The sequence below is a fragment of the Thermophagus xiamenensis genome, from assembly GCF_900112795.1.
Classification (GTDB): Bacteria; Bacteroidota; Bacteroidia; order Bacteroidales; family Marinilabiliaceae; genus Thermophagus; species Thermophagus xiamenensis.
The window spans coordinates 124,825-145,019 of sequence record NZ_FONA01000004.1 but is presented as its reverse complement, the minus strand read 5'-3'; the positions used below and the strand labels follow the sequence as shown (position 1 = coordinate 145,019).

The 20,195-nt window shown below is 35.3% G+C and carries 11 protein-coding genes; 2 read left to right on the top strand and 9 right to left on the bottom strand.

The window, feature by feature from the left end:
• Window positions 1-398: 398 nt before the first annotated feature.
• Window positions 399-3,005: an ATP-dependent Clp protease ATP-binding subunit gene (locus tag BM130_RS03500; RefSeq protein WP_010528232.1), complete on the top strand. Its 2,607-nt coding sequence runs from the start codon at window positions 399-401 to the stop codon at window positions 3,003-3,005.
• A gap of 935 nt (window positions 3,006-3,940) precedes the next feature.
• Here BM130_RS03500 and BM130_RS03495 read toward each other — a convergent pair.
• From BM130_RS03495 to BM130_RS03475, 5 genes are all read right to left on the bottom strand, one after another.
• Window positions 3,941-4,585, bottom strand: a complete 645-nt coding sequence (locus BM130_RS03495) for a tetratricopeptide repeat protein (protein ID WP_010528231.1) — start codon at window positions 4,583-4,585, stop codon at window positions 3,941-3,943.
• Between the two features lie 133 nt (window positions 4,586-4,718).
• Window positions 4,719-6,020 carry a threonine synthase gene (thrC, locus tag BM130_RS03490; protein ID WP_010528230.1) on the bottom strand — a complete coding sequence of 434 codons (1,302 nt, stop codon included), beginning with the start codon at window positions 6,018-6,020 and terminating at the stop codon, window positions 4,719-4,721.
• Between the two features lie 62 nt (window positions 6,021-6,082).
• Window positions 6,083-7,285: a cofactor-independent phosphoglycerate mutase gene (locus BM130_RS03485; protein WP_010528229.1), complete on the bottom strand. Its 1,203-nt coding sequence runs from the start codon at window positions 7,283-7,285 to the stop codon at window positions 6,083-6,085.
• A 149-nt stretch (window positions 7,286-7,434) separates the two neighbouring features.
• Entirely contained in the window at window positions 7,435-8,475 is a 1,041-nt protein-coding gene (gene asnA / locus BM130_RS03480) for an aspartate--ammonia ligase (protein WP_010528228.1), read from the bottom strand.
• Between the two features lie 505 nt (window positions 8,476-8,980).
• A complete protein-coding gene (locus tag BM130_RS03475; RefSeq protein ID WP_029626675.1) occupies window positions 8,981-9,748 on the bottom strand; it encodes an MBL fold metallo-hydrolase in 768 nt (255 codons plus the stop codon).
• Between the two features lie 394 nt (window positions 9,749-10,142).
• Between BM130_RS03475 and BM130_RS03470 the strand changes: the two genes are divergently transcribed.
• The gene (locus BM130_RS03470) at window positions 10,143-13,424 is read left to right on the top strand and encodes a UvrD-helicase domain-containing protein (protein ID WP_010528226.1); all 3,282 of its coding nucleotides are present in this window, start codon (window positions 10,143-10,145) and stop codon (window positions 13,422-13,424) included.
• Between the two features lie 3 nt (window positions 13,425-13,427).
• Here BM130_RS03470 and BM130_RS03465 read toward each other — a convergent pair whose 3' ends face one another.
• From BM130_RS03465 to BM130_RS03450, 4 genes are all read right to left on the bottom strand, one after another.
• The gene (locus tag BM130_RS03465; protein WP_010528225.1) at window positions 13,428-15,932 is read right to left on the bottom strand and encodes an AsmA family protein; all 2,505 of its coding nucleotides are present in this window, start codon (window positions 15,930-15,932) and stop codon (window positions 13,428-13,430) included.
• Between the two features lie 103 nt (window positions 15,933-16,035).
• Window positions 16,036-17,343 (bottom strand): 30S ribosomal protein S12 methylthiotransferase RimO, encoded by a 1,308-nt coding sequence (gene rimO, locus BM130_RS03460; RefSeq protein WP_010528224.1) that lies wholly within the window; start codon window positions 17,341-17,343, stop codon window positions 16,036-16,038.
• 488 nt (window positions 17,344-17,831) lie between these two features.
• Window positions 17,832-18,785: a signal recognition particle-docking protein FtsY gene (gene ftsY / locus BM130_RS03455; RefSeq protein WP_010528223.1), complete on the bottom strand. Its 954-nt coding sequence runs from the start codon at window positions 18,783-18,785 to the stop codon at window positions 17,832-17,834.
• Window positions 18,786-18,962: 177 nt separating this feature from the next.
• The gene (locus BM130_RS03450) at window positions 18,963-20,174 is read right to left on the bottom strand and encodes a sodium ion-translocating decarboxylase subunit beta (RefSeq protein WP_029626674.1); all 1,212 of its coding nucleotides are present in this window, start codon (window positions 20,172-20,174) and stop codon (window positions 18,963-18,965) included.
• Window positions 20,175-20,195 lie beyond the last annotated feature (21 nt).

Below are 20,195 nucleotides of genomic sequence, written 5' to 3'. Positions count from 1 at the left end.
ATCGATTAAAGTGATTTGCCTATAAATAAGATTAAATATTTTAATAAAACAAGTCCAGAGGTTTTCAAAAATTTATATGATTTAATTTTTTTGCCACAGGTTTTCTCCGAGAAGGGCGTTAAATTCAAAAAAAGATGGTTAATATTTTTCTTTTTAATCACATGAATTAATTATGGTTTTAATTGCTCATGATTGGTAGGTATATGAATTTTATTTTTCTGATCTTAAATTGATTTATTATTCCCATGTTTTCATTTAAATATTGCCAATAAAAATAAATATATCAACAATTTTATTTGAGTATAACTAATTCTCTGCTATATTGGCATAAATTAATTTGTTGCATAGTTTTTGTAAAAACCATACAACTGTTGTAGACGAAATATTATTTTTAAAATATGGATTTAAATTTTTCACCTAAGATAAAAGAAGTACTGACCTATAGCCGTCAGGAAGCCAGTAGGCTGGGAAATCCGTTTCTTGCACCGGAGCATTTGATGTTAGGTTTACTTAACAACCCTGATACTAAGGCAGCAAAGATTTTAAGCAAATTTAATGTAGACTTTGACTATGTTAGAGATTCTATTGAGCAAAGAATTAAAGAGAAAGTTCCATTGAACCAAAATGATCATTTACCTCTTTTAAAATCAACGGAACAAATTTTAAAGCTTGTTCATTTGGAAGCCAGGGCATTGAAAAGTGAAACCGTTAATACGCTGCATCTTTTACTAGCCCTGCTAAAAGACAGCAGCAATATAATTTCAGAGATTATGAAAGATTATAACGTTCAATACGATCAGATTAGAGCATTGGTTGAGAAAGCCTCGTTCGAAAGCAAGGCACAATTGCCTGACGATGATGACTCAGACTCTCCTTTTTCTTCTCAAGGAGGCGGTGGTGGTAGTCACGAAAGTGCTAAAGGGCCAAGTAAACCTGGTTCAGATACCCCCGTACTGGATAATTTTGGCATTGACATAACACGTGCCGCAGAAGAAGGCCGACTGGACCCTATTGTGGGAAGAGAAAGAGAAATTGAAAGATTGGCTCAAATTCTGAGTCGTAGGAAAAAAAATAATCCTGTTCTTATTGGGGAGCCTGGTGTGGGGAAATCAGCCATTGCAGAAGGACTAGCTCTTAGAATAATAGAAAAAAAAGTTTCCAGGGTTTTATTTGACAAGCGGGTAGTAACGCTTGACCTTGCCTCAATAGTTGCCGGCACAAAATACAGAGGGCAGTTTGAGGAACGTATTAAGGCAATCTTAAATGAATTGTCGAAAAACCCCAATATTATTTTGTTTATTGATGAAATCCATACCATTGTTGGTGCCGGCGGTGCGACAGGGTCGCTTGATGCGGCCAATATGCTAAAGCCGGCGTTGGCCAGAGGTGAAATTCAATGTATTGGTGCTACTACATTAGACGAATATCGCCAACATATTGAAAAGGATGGCGCTTTGGAACGTCGGTTCCAAAAGGTGATGATAGAACCTACTTCGGTAGATGAAACCATTGAAATTCTTAATAATATTAAGGAAAAATATGAAGACCACCACAATGTTTATTATACTCCCGAAGCTATTGAGGCCTGTGTTAAATTAACAGAAAGATATATCTCTGACAGACATTTACCGGATAAAGCTATTGATGCAATGGACGAAGCCGGGTCGAGAGTGCATATAAGCAACATTGTTGTTCCCGATGTTATTCTTGAATTAGAAAGAAAAATAGAAGAAACCAAAGAAAATAAAATAAAGGCCGTTAAACTTCAAAACTTTGAGCTGGCTGCCAGTTTTAGAGACAAAGAAAAATCACTACTAGATGAATTGGAGCAGTCTAAAGCCAAATGGGAAGAAGAACTTCAAAAACATCGTGAAACGGTAGATGCAGAGAAGGTGGCTGAAGTAGTGGCCATGATGACCGGAATTCCCGTCCAAAGAGTGGCACAAGCTGAAGGTGCACGATTAATGAAAATGGGAGAACAATTGAAAGAAAAAGTAATTGGGCAAGATGAAGCCATCACCAAAATAGTAAAAGCCATACAACGAAACCGTGCAGGACTTAAAGATCCGAACCGACCTATTGGCTCTTTTGTTTTTCTTGGTCCTACCGGCGTTGGAAAAACTCATCTTGCAAAAGTTCTGGCCCAATATATGTTCGATACAACGGATGCATTGATTCGTATTGACATGAGTGAATACATGGAGAAATTCAGCGTATCCCGTCTGGTTGGAGCCCCTCCAGGATATATCGGCTACGAAGAAGGAGGACAACTTACTGAAAAAGTCAGACGTCGTCCCTACTCTGTGGTATTGCTGGATGAAATTGAGAAAGCCCACCCTGACGTGTTTAATATTTTATTGCAAGTTCTTGATGAAGGAAGATTGACTGATAGTCTGGGACGTAGAGTTGACTTTAAGAATACAGTTATTATTATGACCTCTAATATTGGGACCCGCGAATTAAAGGATTTTGGTCGAGGTATTGGTTTTACGTCAGGAACTCAGAAAAACAACTCTGATTATGCTAAAAGCGTTATTGAAAAAGCACTAAAAAAAGCTTTTGCGCCCGAATTCTTAAATCGTATTGATGATGTTATCATCTTCAATAATTTAGGAAAGGAAGAAATAAGAAAAATCATCGATATTGAAATGAAGAGTCTTTATCAGAGAGTAGAATCGCTCGGTTACAAGATTGAACTCTCTGAAAAAGCCAAAGATTTTATTGTTTCAAAAGGTTATGATGCCCAATACGGAGCCAGACCGCTAAAACGGGCCATTCAAAAATACCTGGAGGATGAAATGGCTGAAGTTATTATTCAGGCTTCCATCAGTGAAGGGGATACAATTAAGGTTGACTTTGATGAAACAAATCAAAAGATAACCACTAATATTCAGCAAACTCACAAGGCAACATCCCCACCGCAAAAGGTTGATAGTGAATCGCCCCTTAACGATGTGAATAATAACGAAACAGATCAGAAAAATAAGCAAGAAAACAATTCTTAACCAACTACTTAATAAATGCGGGCTGTCCAGAAAATAAAGGACAGCCCGAATTTTTTCAATACAATTAAATCATAATATTTTTTGCGTGAATTCCTAAAATTTGGACATTAGCACCAAGTTTTTATCTTGCATCAGTAAATACAATGAATAAATGGTATAATTTCAATATAAGGAGTTTTGAGAATTTATTGGATATTCAATCTCTTTTAAGTTTTTCAACTCTCCATTTAACTTATTTGCAATTAAGCAAAGGTTAGGTTACAAACTCTACAATTCTACTAAATTAAGTCTCTTTTTTAACTATCATTGGATTCATATCCTCTAAAGGATTAAGTTCATACATACAGAATTATCAATGCCATATCCTCTAAAGGATTAAGTTCTTGCATACAGAATTATTAATATCATATCCTCTAAAGGATTAAGTGCTTGCATACAGAATTATCAATATCATATCCTCTAAAGGATTAATCTTTCACATGGGTTTAATTAGAGTTATATAAAATATTCTCGAATCATCATTCTTTTATTCGCATAAACGTATTGCTAAATAATTGGTGGAATGTAATATGCATAGTTTAACTTTATCTCTGTTCTACTTGCAGTATACCTTCTTGCCATACAAGCTAGTTTTATTTTCGGATTAACCCTGAAAAAATCATCTCGAATTGTAAAGAGGAAATAGTTGATTATTTGTCTTCTGTATAAAATTAGGATTTTAATTTACCCCGAAACTTTTTCCTTTCACATTGGCTTTGGCATTGAAGTTTTTTGAAAGGATACATTCGAAATCATATCCACTTTTTAATTTGGTAGCATAAGAAAAGGCTGCCCTATTTGGACAGCCCCTTTCAATGAAAATTTATAAGCCTTTTTATTGTAAACTTTTCAATTACCTTTTAAGGTAACCAAAACAACAGTTAATTATTTCTTATTTACTCATTTAATCTACTTTCAACCTCTTTTAGTGATTCTTTAGCACTTGAATTATTGGGGTCATATTTTAATACTTTTTCAAACCAAGGTTTAGCTTTTGCAAAAGATTCATTAGCCCTTTTCTTTATTTCGTCATATTGAGAAGGATCTGCATTTTGAGCTGATGCTAATATTTGCGAAGCTTCATTAAATGGTTCGGCGCCTTTTTTCAAATAATAAGTTACCAGCATTTTTTTCATATGCCCAAGATATTTGCTGGTTTTATATTTATCAATGGCTTTAACAAGCACCTTTTCCATATCTTCTTCTTTATCTTGCTTTTTATAGCTATAAGCAATGTAATATGATGCAATATCCCCTCTAAATCCCTTTTCTTCACACATCGTATAATATTTTATAGCTTTGTCATAATTTTCTATTCTTCGGGCGCAGGTAGCCATATTATAAATCATCGCATCATCTACAGGCTCTTCATCACCCCAATTGGCCAGAGCTTTCTCGTACAATTCCAAGGCAGACTTATAATCTTTATTCCTAAGTGCATCATTGCCCTCATTTTTAAATTCTGCTGCGGTTTTTTCCTGTGCTATAATGCTTCCTACACATACAAACAACACAATGCTAAGTGATAACAAATGCTTCATAATCCAATTAAATTTTAATGTTTTTATTTTTGTTTTCAATATTACTTTTCGAGGCCATAAAAATAGCCTTTTTAAAAAAATTAAGAAACAAAAAATAAGCCAAACCTTAAAAATTGTGATATTTTAATTTTTATTACACTTCTAATAATTTCTCTTTTAGTACATTATATGAAACAGGCATACTTTTCAATATGTTATTTGGAACTTTATCCGCTCCAAATTCTTTTATTAATCGTTCAGATTCTTGAGGAAGCACTTTTTCAATAATTTCTACAAATTTTACCGGATGTGCCGTAGAAATAAAAAAGCCCTTTTCATCATCATGTAACGATTGGTTTAAACAAAGAAACCCTGTAGATGAATGGGGATCAAGCAAATAATCGTATTGTTGCTTTACGGACTGAATTGTTTCAAGTATTTGTTTATCAGTAATCGAAATAGCCGAAAATATTTGCCGAAGTTTATCTAAATCCTTGTTAAACAAATGAAATAATCTGGGAAAATTATTAGGATTTCCCACGTCCATGGCATTAGCATAAGTTTCAATTGTTTGACGAGGGTCATAAATACCATCGTTCAAATATCTCGGAACCACATCATTAACATTAGTGGCTGCTACAAAACGTTTCACCGGCAATCCCATCCTAAAAGCCATTACTGCTGCTGTAATATTGCCAAAATTACCACTTGGGACACATATTACCGGATTAATGCCGGGCATTTTTTTTCTAAGAGCCGCAACACCCCAAAAATAATAAACCATTTGAGGTAGCAACCGACCAAGATTAATCGAATTTGCAGAAGTAATCATTACCTCCTTGCGCAATTCCCCATCATTAAAAGCGCGTTTTACCAAATTCTGACAGTCATCAAAAACCCCTTCTACAGCTATAGCATGAATATTATGCCCAAGACTTGTCATCTGATTTTCCTGATACGGACTTATTTTCCCTTTAGGATATAAAATGACCACTTCAATACCCGGTACTTTATAAAAACCATGTGCCACTGCCCCACCGGTATCGCCGGAAGTAGCCGTTAAAACAACCATTTTCCGTTTTTTTACCGGATGAAGATGACTCATTAGTCGCGATAGAAAACGCGCACCAACATCTTTAAAAGCTTGGGTCGGACCATGAAATAACTCTAATGAATAAATTGGTCCACAAATATTTTCCAATGGAATGGGAAATGAAAAGGTTTCTTGAACTATTTTCTTTAAAGCATCCCCATTCAACTCATCTTCAACATACGGCAACAATACATTATAGGCTATTTCCTGCAGCGACAAATCTGTAAATCGATTATAAAAGGAAGGGTCTAGAATAGGAATTTCTTCAGGCATAAAAAGACTTCCGTCATCTGCTAAACCTTTAAAGATGCCTTCCGATAGTGTAACAATTTGTTTGTCTTTTCCCAGGCTTATATATTTCATGCAATTTAGTATTAAATTTAACTGGAATCTATAGTTGTTTTCTAATCAACTACAATCAATTCTTATGAAAATATTTTTTGAAGCAGTTCACCATTCTTAAGTAAACCTAATACGCCATTTCGTACCGAAAATTCATCAAAAGATTTAACTTCATCCGGTGTTTCTCCGGGTTTTATAAGAAGAAAAGGTACCGGGTCAGCAGTATGGGTACGCAAAGCACATGGGGTTGGATGATCTGGTAATAATGCCAAAGTTACTTCTTCATCCATTTTTTGAATGCCATCCCATAAAGGCTTTAACAATCTGCTATCAAAGTCCTCAACGACCTTCTTTTTCAATTCTTTATCTCCTTCATGTCCGGCTTCGTCAGCAGCTTCTACGTGTAAAAAAACGAAATCTGATTTTTTTAATGCAGTTAACGCAGCAGCAGCTTTCCCTTCATAATTGGTATCGAATAAACCTGTTGCTCCTTCAACATAAATATTTTCCAATCCGGCCAAACTTCCAATTCCATGTATTAAATCAACCGCAGATATAACCGCACCGGATTCAATGCCCCATCTTTCTTGAAACGAAGGGAAGCCACCCGGTTTTCCCGGCGACCATGGCCAAATGGCATTAGCAGGTGATAGCCCTCTATCTCGCCTCTTTTGGTTTACAGGATGTGCATCTAATAACTGAATAGACCTTTTAATTAATGATGTTAATACTTTAGAAGTTTGATTGTCTCCATCGTTCCCGTGGGGCAATATAGTGTCCATTTTTTCACCCGGATGGTCGTGAGGGGGATGACAAACTATGTTGTTCCTCCCATTTTCAAGCATCATTAAATTTCGGTAGCTAACCCCTTGATAAAATCTAACCCCCTCATTTTTTAGGGAAGCATTTAAAAACTTAATTAATTCACCGGCTTCTTCATTTGATATATGCCCGGCCGAATGATTGATAAGCCTGTCATTTTCTACCGTAACAAGATTACAGCGAAAAACTAAATCGTCCGGTTTGATAGGAATATTTAAAGCAGCAGCCTCCAGGACTCCTCTTCCCGGAAAATATTGTTTAGGGTCAAACCCAAGAATATTCATATTTGCAATTTCACTCCCCGGGTGCATCCCCTCGGGTACCGATTGTAGCAAACCAGTTTGGGCTTGAGCACATAAATGATCCATAACCGGTTTATTGGCTACCATCAAGGGGGTTTTATTATTCCATTCCGGAATTGGTAAATCAGCCATCCCATCGGCTAAAATAACGAGATATTTCATGTTATTTTAATTATAGATAATTTTATGCTATAATCTCCACTATATCTTATAATTCAATATATATCTAATAGTTCTGGGTTATCTCTCTATCAGTAAAATTGAAAACAAGATAAAGTAAAAAATTAATATCCAATTAAATTATGAATTAATTAAACTAGTGGAATATTGTTTTCACTGCAAATACGTCTCATTTCATCAGACCAGATACTGGCCTGAATTTCCCCAATATGCGCTTTTCGAAGAAAATACATGCATAAACGTGATTGACCAATCCCTCCTCCTATACTTAATGGAAATTCACCATTAAGAAGACGACGATGAAAAAGCAATTCCTTTCGGTGTAAACAATTTTTAATCTTTAATTGTCGCATTAAGGCCTCTGCATCTACTCTGATACCCATTGAAGATATTTCAAAGGCTCTTTCCAGAACAGGATTCCATAGCAAAATATCTCCATTTAAACCAGGTAGCCCTGCTTCAGAAATTGTACTCCAGTCATCATAATCTGGTGCTCTGCCGTCATGTGGCTCACCATTGGATAGCGCCCCTCCAATTCCAATCAAAAAAACTGCACCATACTCTTTGCATATTAAGTCTTCCCTTTCTTTAGGTGATAATTGCGGATAACGCTGCAGCAATTCCTCGCTATGAATAAAGTGAATTTGAGACGGTAATAATGGAGTTAGTTGAGGATATTTTTCATAAAGGATAAATTCGGTTCGTTTTAATACCTCATAAATCCTTTTCACTATCTTTTTTAGAAACTTTAAATTCCTATCTTCTTCAGTTATAGATCGTTCCCAGTCCCACTGATCAACGTAAATGGAATGAGTATTATCTAAAATTTCATCAGGACGAATGGCATTCATATCCGTATATATACCATAACCTGGTTCTATATCGTAATCAGTAAGAACCATTCTTTTCCATTTGGCCAGGCTATGAACTATTTCTGCTTCCTGGTCACCTAAATCTTTGACCGGGAAAGTTACAGGCCTTTCTGTTCCATTTAAATCATCATTGATCCCTGTGCCCTTTAACACAAACAAAGGTGCTGTAACCCTTCTAAGACGCAATTCGGATGATAGCCCTGCTTGAAATGAATCTTTAATTACGGTAATAGCATGTTCGGTTTGCTTTAAATCCAGCAATGGTCGATATCCTTTAGGAATTACAAGATTATTTATCATAACAATTGAAATACACAATAAATGGTTGTTCAACTCGCAAAATTACGCAGCCAAATTACAATTAAAAAATTTTTAATCACAATTTTCTTCATTTTATTACAGGATCATCTTGTTTATTTATTAATTGAAACGTCTTTAGTGGATTTAATGTTACTTCATATTCCATAGAATAGATAGGTTCTTAACGAAGAAGAACATATCAATTTCATTATTAGCGGATTGATAGGTGTTTCCTTTGGATTACGTTCATACCAAACCTTCAGGCTCCGTTATGAACTTTGTCAAATTAGAATCAGAAAAGTAAAAATTGGTTGCATTAATTTTATATACACCATACACCAGGTTGATTGAAAAAAAGCACGAGGACAAAAGAAAGATTGTTTTAACAATTTCATCTTTGGATAAGAGATTCTTAAAAAAACTGGACCTTTACCAACAAAAAAATGCTGATCAATAGGTGTTTAAGGGTTAACATAAATTATTTATAGTTGCAATAAATACTAACTTAAAATACTTTGATTTCGAGCCCATCGTAGGCTAAGGCAATATTTTGAGGAAGAATTTTCGATACCTGGTTGTGAAATCCTAAATGGTGGCTAATATGTGTTAGATAAGCTTTTCGAGGTTGTAGTTTTTCAATTATATCGACAGCTTGCTCCAGATTAAAATGAGAAATATGTTTTTGAATTCTTAATGCATTAATAACCAAAACCTCACACCCTAGCAACTGTTCCATGCTCTCCTCAGGAATAAGGCTGGCATCTGTAACATAACCAAAATTACCTATTCGGAAGCCCAAAATGGGCATTCTATAATGATAAACCCTAATTGGTATTACCTTAATCCCAAAGACTGAAAAGACCTTATTTTCTTGAATTTCATTTAAAATCAATTCAGGCACGCCAGGATATTTCTTTTCTTCAAAAGCATAAGAAAATTCCTTTTTTAAGGCTTCCAAAGTACGTTTTTCAGCGAATAAATTTGTTGGTTGGTTATTGATCCAATTGAAAGCCCTAACATCATCCAACCCGGCTGTGTGGTCCTTATGTTCGTGAGTATATAAAATGGCGTCAAGAGACTTCGTATGGGAATCCAACATTTGCTGACGAAAATCAGGGCCGGAATCTATAACCAAAATATGCCCATCAATCTCTACCTTCACTGAAGATCGCTTTCGTTTATCCCTGGGATCTGATGAATGACATACATCACACGGACAAGCGATCATGGGAATACCCATAGAAGTACCTGTTCCTAAAAAAGTTATTTTCAAAATTCAAATGATTTGATTATACAATTATTGTGGCTTTACAATTTAACAAACTAAATAATGCTGCAAAATTAGTATTCATTATAGTTTCGTCAACATATTTTTTAATGAAACGAGCATGAACAACAATGGTTGCCACTACAAGATCATGGATAAATAGTGCTGAGGAAGAAGAAATTTTTAATGATTAATAAACTTTCGTTAGTGGTGGTTTTATCAGAGACTATAGACCAAAAACTAAAAAGTGACTTTAATTTCCGTCCTTCCACTTAGTTATTAAATTTTGTACAAAAAATCTTTATAGCTGTCTTCATAACTATTGGTAAAGCACAATTGCAATATCACGAAGTAATTTTCTATTTTTACCGTAATAAATAAAGAATCTCTTTTAATCAATATGTCGCATTTAAAAATTTATCGAGCATCTGCAGGGTCGGGTAAAACATACACTTTAACGCGTGAGTACATTCGCCTTCTATTCGCTGATCCAACGAATTACTCCCATATATTGGCTGTAACATTTACTAATAAGGCCACTACCGAAATGCGCCAACGCATTTTAAAAAAAATTCATGAGCTGGGATACAAGACTACCGGCAAACCAGATTATATGGATGAGTTGATGTCCGAAACAGGTTTGTCAGAAACTCAGATCCGGGGAAGGGCTAAGCTTTTATTAAGGTTATTATTGCATGACTTTTCTAGGTTTTCGGTAAATACTATTGATAGTTTTTTTCAGCAAATAATACGTGCCTTTGCACGGGATGCAGGCTTGCAGTTGGGGTATAAAACGGAACTGGACCACCAATCGATAATGATGCAGGCCATTGATAGAGTGGTGTTGGAAATAGATATGAAAGGACATGAAACATTAAAGCGCTGGTTACTTGATTTTGCCGAAAGAAAAATTTCAGAAGGAAAAAGTTGGAATATTAACCGAGAAATTAGTTTCCTTTCTGAAGAAATATTTAAAGAAGCTTTTCAGGCAGTTGCCGATTCTTTATCAAAAAAATTGGCTGATCGACGGTTTATGCACGATTATCGAGCCCGCTTACAGCATATCATTGATGACTATGAAAAGCATCTTCAAAAATTTGGTGCAAAAGGTCTCCAAATGATTCATGATCATCACCTGAATATCAGCAAAGACTTTAATTACGGCAGTAGAAGTAAAATACTGATATTTAAAAAACTGGCCGAAAACAAACCTTTTAATGAAGAACATCTTAATGCCCTTTATAATGATCTTTCATCATGGAAAAGAAAAAACAATCCGGATCACATCAATAATAACATTGAACGTTTATATCACGATGGATTGAACGACCTTCTGGGGGAAATAATAAATTTCATTAAAGAAAAAAAAGCCGATTACTTTACTGCGAAGGTTATCCTTAAGAATTTTTATGCGTTGGGAATTATCAATGATGTTAATCAAAAAATACAGGAAATATCCAGAGAACAAAATGTATTTCTTTTGGCTAGTGCCAATCATTTGCTTTCCCGGATCATTCATGAGGATGAAGCACCTTTTATTTATGAGAGAACAGGTACCAAATATTTTCACTATATGATTGATGAGTTCCAGGACACCTCGGCGCTTCAATATGGTAATTTTAAACCTCTTCTTATTGATTGCTTATCCCAAGATAAATTTGCCTTGTTGGTAGGAGATATAAAACAATCAATTTACCGGTGGCGTAATTCCGACTGGTCTCTTCTAGCCGACAAGGTGGAACAAGATTTTAAAACTTTTGGATCGGAGATCAAATCCCTTGACACAAATTGGAGAAGTAGCACCAATGTTATAGCGTTTAATAACCATTTTTTTAAACATGCAGCTAAAACTTTGCAAGCCAACATTCTTCAAAAGGCTTCAAATGGGATTGAGCTTGAACAATCACAATTAGAAATTGAAAATAGGATAATTAAAGCCTATCAGGATGTAGAACAAAAAACGCCATTAAAAAACCCTTCAGACAATGGCCATGTTTCTTTTTCATTTCTTTTAGCTGAAAAAAATGATGATTTTCAAAGTAAAGCAATTAAAGAAACCGTTTTACATATTTTTAATTTATTAAATAATGGATTTTCCTTGTCCGACATTTGCATACTGGTACGTAAAAAAAGCGAAGGAACAGCAATTACAAAAGCTTTACTTTCCGGTGAATACCATCCTCAAAACAAACCTTTACCGGTTATTAGTAATGAAACGCTTCAACTAAGTAGTTCCCCTGCAGTTTTATTTATCATTAATCATCTAAAATTTATCCAAAATCCAGATGACAAAGTACTTGAAGCTTTCATTCGTCTCCACTGGGAAAAATATCAATACCAAAATGAAAATAATTGGGTCAACGCTGCAGATGTTTTTCACGACCCTGATAAATCAACAATGTGGGAAAATTATCTTTCCGAATTGAGCAAAAAGCAGCCATTCCCTTTGTATGACCTAGCTGATGAATTAGTGCGTTTGATACCTCCTATTATTCGGGAAGAACAAGGTATATATATTCAAACTTTACTTAACAGAATTAATCAATTTTCATCGCATGAAACTTCAGATCTTGCACTTTTCCTTGAAGAGTGGGATAAAAACATTTGTAATGAATCGGTAACCCTACCTGAAAATCAGGAAGCCATTAGAGTGATGACGATTCATAAATCTAAAGGGCTTGAATTTAATGCCGTTATAATGCCGTTTTGCAACTGGGAACTGGATTCAGCACACCAACAAAATCTGCTTTGGTGTAGGCCGCTGAAACCGCCTTTTAACGATTTGGATTTAGTCCCGGTTAATTACGAAAAAAACTTAATTCAGTCTCATTTTGCAAAGGAGTATCTTCAAGAACTCACAGATCAGTATATCGACAATTTAAATTTACTTTATGTAGCGTTTACCAGAGCCCGGCAATCACTTACGGCTTTTTGTAAGCGTTCCCCAAAAATACCATCAGATTTAATAACTGTGTCGGACCTTCTATGGTTTCATTTTTCGAAGGATAATAATCGAATTGATCTGCCGGGATTATGGGATGAAGAAAATTTTCAATATACCCTTGGGGAACCTTCCACTGCATATTCCCAAATTGAAGAAGATAAAAAGAGTGAAGATTTACACAGACCTTTTGAAACATGTGAACTAAAAGCAGTTGAAACATATTCCTTTCGGGACCGAATATCTATTCATAAAGAAAGTGAAGATTTTTTTGATGATGACACTTTGGAACAAAGTATTTCTTTTGGAAAGATTATGCATCATTTGTTTGAAATGATAAAAACTCATGATGACGTTGAAAACGCCTTAAAATCCTTATGGTTTGAAGGGAAAATTGATGAAAATGAATTCGAAATTATTTATAACCAAATTAATGAATGGCTTAAACATCCTAAAGTAAAAAAATGGTTCGATGGCTCTTATAAAGTATTATCTGAAGTGTCCCTTCTTGATAATGATGTTCGACGTCCAGACCGAGTAATGTTAGGACAGGGAGAAATAATAATAGTAGATTATAAATTTGGGAAATTAGATATAAAGCAACACCAGACTCAGGTACGACAATATATGGATAGTGTAAAAAAAATGGGACATCCAAATGTTAAAGGATATATTTGGTATGTCCCATATAATGATGTTGTGGAAGTGGATGCAGACGTTGTTCAGGGAAAACTGTTTTAAAAACTAAAACAATTTTTTAAGCTTATCTTTTAATTCATCCACCTTTTCTTTTACTTCTTCATCTTCCAAAAGCTTGTTTACAGCTTTTTCAGCCTCTTTTTTTAACTCTTTCTTGGCCTGATCCTTAAATTCTTCATCCAATTTGAACTGGAGTTTGGGATCTTGCACAGATCCCTTCACTAATATGTCCACCATTACATTATCGACTGAAGAAGGAATAGATGCCCCAAAAAGTCCGGCTACATTATTTAATTCACTTCGGCTAACAGGCATTTTTATTGTATAATCAAGTGTTTGGTCTAATCCCTGAATGCCAGAAACAGTTATTTTTTTACCGAATAAATTAGTTGTAAAAGGCTTAACAATAACGTTTCCGTTTTGTAAAGCAAAATTTATAGATAAATCTTCGGCCCTGGCTTTTCGATATTTGTCGTCTTTAAGCATTGTTGCCAATGCATTTTGCACTTTGGCTCCAGAGATTTCTACTCCTTTAGATTTCAGTAATCCTCCTCCATTAATAGAGTTTAAAACCGGTGACATGTCCTGGCCTAACAGACTATTAAATTTCAAAGTTGTTGAAACCGTTCCAATCGCTTTTTTTGCTATTGGCATCATCGAATCAACAAGGCTGAAAGAATTTGCTGCCTGATGTATATCGATACTTTCTAAAGACATATCGAAATTTACAAATGGGCGAAGAGTATCTGATGTATTATATTCGCCTGAAACGAGCATCGCCCCGTTTAACATGTTAGATCTCAAACCATCCAGCACAATTTTGCCATCAATAATGCGAATAGAACCATTCACATCATTCATGACGAGTTTGTCGTATATCAACTCCTCAATATTACTTTTAAGCGTAAAATTCAGATTTTTAGGAACCACAACCAACTCAAAAGAGGTTGTATCCTCACTAACAGCGCTGGTGTCAGTGCTGGCTAATTGCATTAGCTGGTTGGTGTTTATAAAGCTTGAATTATGTTCTAGAACACCACGTAAGGTACCATCTTTTAAAACATAAGAAAGGTAGTTCTCTACTCTTCCTTTTAGTTTAAAATCGCTTTGGCCCAAAGAACTATCGAACGATTTCAATTCCATAAATTTAGGAGAAATGGACAAATTAGCCTGAGAGATGGTAAATCCTGCCGGCCAGTCAGTTGTTTTAAAGAAAAAATCTTTTAACTGAACCGTCCCGTTTGCCTTAATATTTTCGTATTGTTCATTTTCGACCATCTTATAATCACCATCTATAGCCACGTCCACAGTTATTAATCCTTTTAAATCCAAACTATCAAATGGAATAGCATCGCTCAATGAGGCCAAATCAATGGTCCCTTTCATTTTTCCTTTATAGGTGGCATTTGATACCGGCGTTTTAACAGAAAGCGATGCATCAAAAGGATTATTGCCCAGCTTAAAATAAAATTTACTGATATTGGTAATAGTTTGGTCTGCAGAACCTCCGGGATTTTCAACCAATGCGTTAATTTGAATATTCTCAATCGATTTGGGTAAATCAGGGTATTGAATACGTCCATCGGAAACATTCAAGGCCAAATCAAAAGCAGGCAAATGGTCAGAATCAGTATAGTGTCCAATGATATTGGCTTCTAAAGTCAAATTTCCATCAGTTTGTAAAGTTTCAAAATCTTTCAGATAGGCTTCGGGAACCATTGACAAAAGTGTTTTAAAGCTCGTTTCTTTAGTCGATAGTTTCAAATCCAAATCATAGCCTGTTTCCTTTACTCCTATTGAACCGTTAAAGCCTAAAACCAATTCATTAAAGCGGAATTCATTTTCTCCAAACGTGAACACCATGTTTTCCATGTCAGCGCCAATAAGTGCATCAAGTGACATGGTGGCATTATTAATATATTTGGTTTGGTCCATTTGAAGATTAAACCGGTCTATTTCGGCTAAAAAATCCAAATTGGTAGAAGCTTGCGATAAATCGCCCTTTAAATTCAGGTCAAAATCTTCAATGGAAGTTGCTAACGCCATCGTTTTGTCGTTATAATAAACATTAGCATCAACAATTTTAAACATTTTCAGGCTTACCTTAAAATCAGAAGAAGACAATGAATCTTCTACTTCTTCAGTGGATTCAGAAACAGGCATAACGTCCCAGTTGGTTATTGAATCCTGATTTACTTTTAACCATATATTGGGTTGATCTAAAATTATTGAGTTTACCTGAATTCCTTCCCCACTAACGGCACTCCATAAATCGACACTGGCTGTGAACGACCTAATATAAAGCAGCGTATCTCCTTCAAAAGGCTCTTTATTAGTAATTGTAAGCCCTTTTAACCCCATAGATAAATTGGGGAAATAACGGAACATGGAAAGATTAAATTTGTCAAATGATACAGTTGCTGAAATATTATTATTTATAGTTTCGGTAACTTTTTGTTCAATTTTACCCTTGAATAAAGAGGGGATTATTAATAAAAGCAAGATAATAAGTATAAAAATACCTGCTATTATTTGAAAGAACCGTTTCATAAAACCATCTGTTTTAAATTGTTCAAAATATTTTTTTAATCATTCGATATCAAATTTAAAAAAAGGAAAGAGATTTGAGGTATTTAATCGATTAAAGTTTAAATTAAACTTCAAAATTATCGTTATCTATATGACCATAAAGATCATATTCTTCGGCATCTGTAATACGAACATTATAAAATTGTCCTATTTCTACTTCTTCAGAAGCAGAAATTAAAACTTCGGGATCCACTTCGGGTGAATCGAAGGCTGTACGACCAACAAAATACCCATTTTCCTGGCGGTCGATAATAACTTTAAAAGTATTTCCTATTTTTTGTTGATTAAGATTAAAGCTAATCTCTTTTTGCAATTCCATTATTTCATCAGCTCTCTCCTTCTTGATTTCATCCGGAACATTATCATGATAATGTTTCCAGGCATAAGTATTTTCTTCATGCGAATAGGGGAAAACGCCCAATCTTTCAAATTTTGTACGCTTTACAAAGTCATATAGTTCATTAAAATCCTTTTCCGTTTCGCCCGGATGCCCGGTGATCAAAGTGGTTCTTAAATGAATCCCCGGCACTTTTGTCCTTATTTCCTTGATCAGACGGATGGTTTCATCCTTTGTGACATTTCGTCTCATTAATTTTAACATACGATCAGAAATATGTTGCAATGCCATATCCAAATAGGAACAAACTTTTGGATTTTGTGCCATAACATCCAACACATCTTTGGGAAAGCCGGCAGGATAAGCATAATGCAACCGAATCCATTCAATACCATCCACTTTTGAAAGTTCATCCACCAATGAAGCGAGCATTGGTTTTTTATAGATATCTTTACCATAATAAGATAAATCCTGAGCAATAATTTGCAACTCTTTCACCCCTTTTTGAGCTAAATTCCTTGTTTCTTCCAATAAATCATCCATTGGTTTTGAACGATGAATGCCGGTAATCAATGGGATGGCACAATAAGAACATGTGCGGTTGCAACCTTCAGATATTTTCAGGTAGGCAAAATGACCAGGAGTGGTTAGGGTTCTCTCATTGTCCAAATCCCACCTATAATTATTGCCTAAATCAGAAATTAGTTCCTTCCAGTTAAACTTTCCATAAAATTTATCGACTTCAGGAATCTCCTGCTGCAGCTGGGTTTGGTAGCGTTCCGATAAACACCCCATTACAAATAATTTTTGAATTTTCCCCTGTTTTCTCGCTTCAGCAAAATCTAAAATAGTGTCAATACTTTCTTCCTTTGCATCGCCAATAAATCCGCATGTATTAATAACAACAATCTCACCCTTGGGATCGGAAGGATCATGCTCTACTTTATATCCCTCTGCTTCAAACTGTTGAATTAGCCGCTCAGAATCTACCAGATTTTTAGAACATCCCATTGTTATTACATCTATTTTCTTCATCGGTTTTGGTTGCTATTTTTTAAACTTTATTAATAATGTTTTTTGAATTAATAAATCTTGGGCGGAAGTGAAATAAAAGAAAGAAAAAATATGAAGCAATAACTCTGAAAAAAATTATTTTAAAATCCTCAAAAAAATTAATGAGCTAAAGCTTATAGCAATTAATGAATAAAACCATATAATTTTGAAACCATTAACTAGCAATGACTAATTAATGAGGTCATGCTTGTTTTATTCATGCAAGTATTTAATAAATGGCCTACCCTTTCATCAATCTATTCTTCCCTAAACCTTATGAACCTTGTTGAATAAAAGAATTACCTAAAACTGGTAATCACTAAACTAGTGAAATAACTTTCTAAACGAAACAACATTATTCTTAATGGCAAAAGACGCTAACTTTGTTTTATTCGAAAAAAAACTTGTTCCTAAATTAAATAGACCAATAAATTTAAGGTTGTTAAATTATTATAATTAACAACAAATTGTTAATCACCAAATAATGAATCAACAAAGGCTTTTCTGTCAAAAACCTGTAAATCATCCACACCTTCACCAATTCCAATGTACTTAACAGGAATTTTAAATTGGTCTGACACTCCTATCACCACACCGCCTTTGGCTGTTCCATCCAATTTCGTTATGGCTAAGGCTGTTACTTCGGTAGCTTTAGAAAACTGTTTGGCTTGTTCAAAGGCATTTTGCCCGGTAGAACCATCCAAAACCAATAAAATTTCGTGTGGGGCACCCGGAATAATTTTATCCATCACTTTTTTTACCTTGGTCAGTTCATTCATCAAATTAACCTTATTATGCAATCTACCGGCAGTATCAATGATAACGACATCGGCGCCCTTGGATTTTGCCGATGACAATGTGTCGAAGGCTACCGAAGCGGGATCGGCACCCATTTTTTGCTTAATCAAAGGTACTTCTACCCTATTGGCCCATATTTCAAGTTGTTCGATTGCTGCAGCTCTGAAAGTATCTGCGGCCCCAAGAACCACACTTTTGCCCGCGCTTTTATATTTATGTGCCAGTTTTCCAATGGTGGTGGTTTTCCCCACCCCATTTACGCCAACAACCATTATTACATAAGGTTTTTTATCAGATGGCAATTCAAAATTTCCTGTTTCGCCATATTCATTTTCAGCTAAAAGAGCTACAATTTCTTCCCGAAGAATAGTGTTAAGCTCACTGGTATTAATATATCTGTCGCGGGCAACTCTATCTTCGATACGCTCTATAATACGAATAGTAGTATCGACTCCGACATCCGAAGTTATTAAAACCTCTTCTAAATTATCCAACACATCATCATCGACCTTTTTTTTGCCTACAACGGCCCTGGTCATTTTTTTTAAGACGCTTTCTTTGGTTTTGGCTAATCCTTTATCCAGAACTTCTTTTTTGTCTTTATTTACACTGCTAAATATTCCCATACAAAATTATTTTACACAACGGAAGATAATTTTCTCTGCTTGTATTTCAATTTTAAGGCCAAAGATAATCATTACTATTAATATAAATAATAAAGAACCTGTCAACAAACACAAAACAGTGCTGAAGACAGGTTCCTGATTTTCCAATTCGGAAACCTATGGTATAATCAAGTCAATTTATCCAAGAATTGAGATAAGCACTCCGGCTGCCACAGCCGAACCAATAACTCCTGAAATATTGGATGCCATACAATATTGCAACAAATGATTGCTGCTATCATACTTCAATCCCATTTCATTGGCAACGCGCGATGCCATGGGGACGGCACTTAACCCAGTGGCTCCAACTAAGGGATTGATTTTTTTCTTAGAAAACAAATTGTATACTTTTACCGCCAATATTCCACCTGCTATAGAGATTGAAAAAGCAAGAAATCCTCCCACAACAATACCAATAGTCTTTAAATCCAGGAATACATCAGCAGTCATGGTTGCCCCCACAGCAAGCCCAAGAAATATGGTTGCGGTATTCATAATGGGCCCTGTAGCGGCATCCGCCAATCGCTGGGTAGATGTTCCAATCTCTTTTACCAAATTACCAAATAATAACATTCCTAATAGTGGTACCGATGAGGGAACAATAAAAGCAATAATTACCCCCAACACAATAGGAAAAATGATTTTTACCGTTTTTAAATTTTTAATCTGGTATTTGGGTGGATAAAGTTTATCCTGCTTTTTCATGTTGATATGAAATTCTTTTTTCGTCATCAACAAGTTAGCAACAAACGGAATAATCACCGGCACCAAGGCCATATAGGAATAGGCCGCAATAGCAATGGGTCCTAATAAATGGGGCGCCAAAAGAATTGTGGTATAAATGGCTGTAGGCCCATCAGCTCCGCCAATTATTCCTAAAGAACCGGCTTCCTGGGGTGTAAAGCCCAGGGCTATGGCAGCAAAAAACACGCAAAAAATACCTAGCTGAGCTGCTGCACCAAAAAATGCCAATCTTAAATTCCTCAACATAGGTCCAAAATCAGTCAAAGCTCCAACACCCATAAAAATAATGGGCGGTAAAAAACCGGTTTTAATAAGGGAATAATATAGATAATTCATTATTCCATATTCATGGGCTATCTCAAAAAGATTCATATACCGGTGTTCAGGAAGCTCAATCATTTCGGCTGGAACTACTCCCATATTTCCACCCGGAAGGTTTGCCAAAATAATGCCAAATCCTATTGGGACCAATAGTAATGGTTCATATTTTTTGGCAATCCCCAGGTATAACAGAACAGCTCCTATTACTATCATTAACAACACACCGGGGCTTTCAGCTATTTGCCCCAGTGCTGTCATTTCATATAGTTGATTTATTATTTTCATAACAATATTTACCTAACGGAA

Excerpts from the sequence above, each read along its gene's own strand:
- BM130_RS03485 (WP_010528229.1), bottom strand. The coding sequence starts at position 7,285 with ATGAAATATCTCGTTATTTTAGCCGATGGGATGGCTGATTTACCAATT.
- asnA (WP_010528228.1), bottom strand. The coding sequence starts at position 8,475 with ATGATAAATAATCTTGTAATTCCTAAAGGATATCGACCATTGCTGGAT.
- ftsY (WP_010528223.1), bottom strand. The coding sequence starts at position 18,785 with ATGGGAATATTTAGCAGTGTAAATAAAGACAAAAAAGAAGTTCTGGAT.
- BM130_RS03470 (WP_010528226.1), top strand. The coding sequence starts at position 10,143 with ATGTCGCATTTAAAAATTTATCGAGCATCTGCAGGGTCGGGTAAAACA.
- thrC (WP_010528230.1), bottom strand. The coding sequence starts at position 6,020 with ATGAAATATATAAGCCTGGGAAAAGACAAACAAATTGTTACACTATCG.
- BM130_RS03450 (WP_029626674.1), bottom strand. The coding sequence starts at position 20,174 with ATGAAAATAATAAATCAACTATATGAAATGACAGCACTGGGGCAAATA.
- BM130_RS03465 (WP_010528225.1), bottom strand. The coding sequence starts at position 15,932 with ATGAAACGGTTCTTTCAAATAATAGCAGGTATTTTTATACTTATTATC.
- BM130_RS03500 (WP_010528232.1), top strand. The coding sequence starts at position 399 with ATGGATTTAAATTTTTCACCTAAGATAAAAGAAGTACTGACCTATAGC.
- rimO (WP_010528224.1), bottom strand. The coding sequence starts at position 17,343 with ATGAAGAAAATAGATGTAATAACAATGGGATGTTCTAAAAATCTGGTA.
- BM130_RS03495 (WP_010528231.1), bottom strand. The coding sequence starts at position 4,585 with ATGAAGCATTTGTTATCACTTAGCATTGTGTTGTTTGTATGTGTAGGA.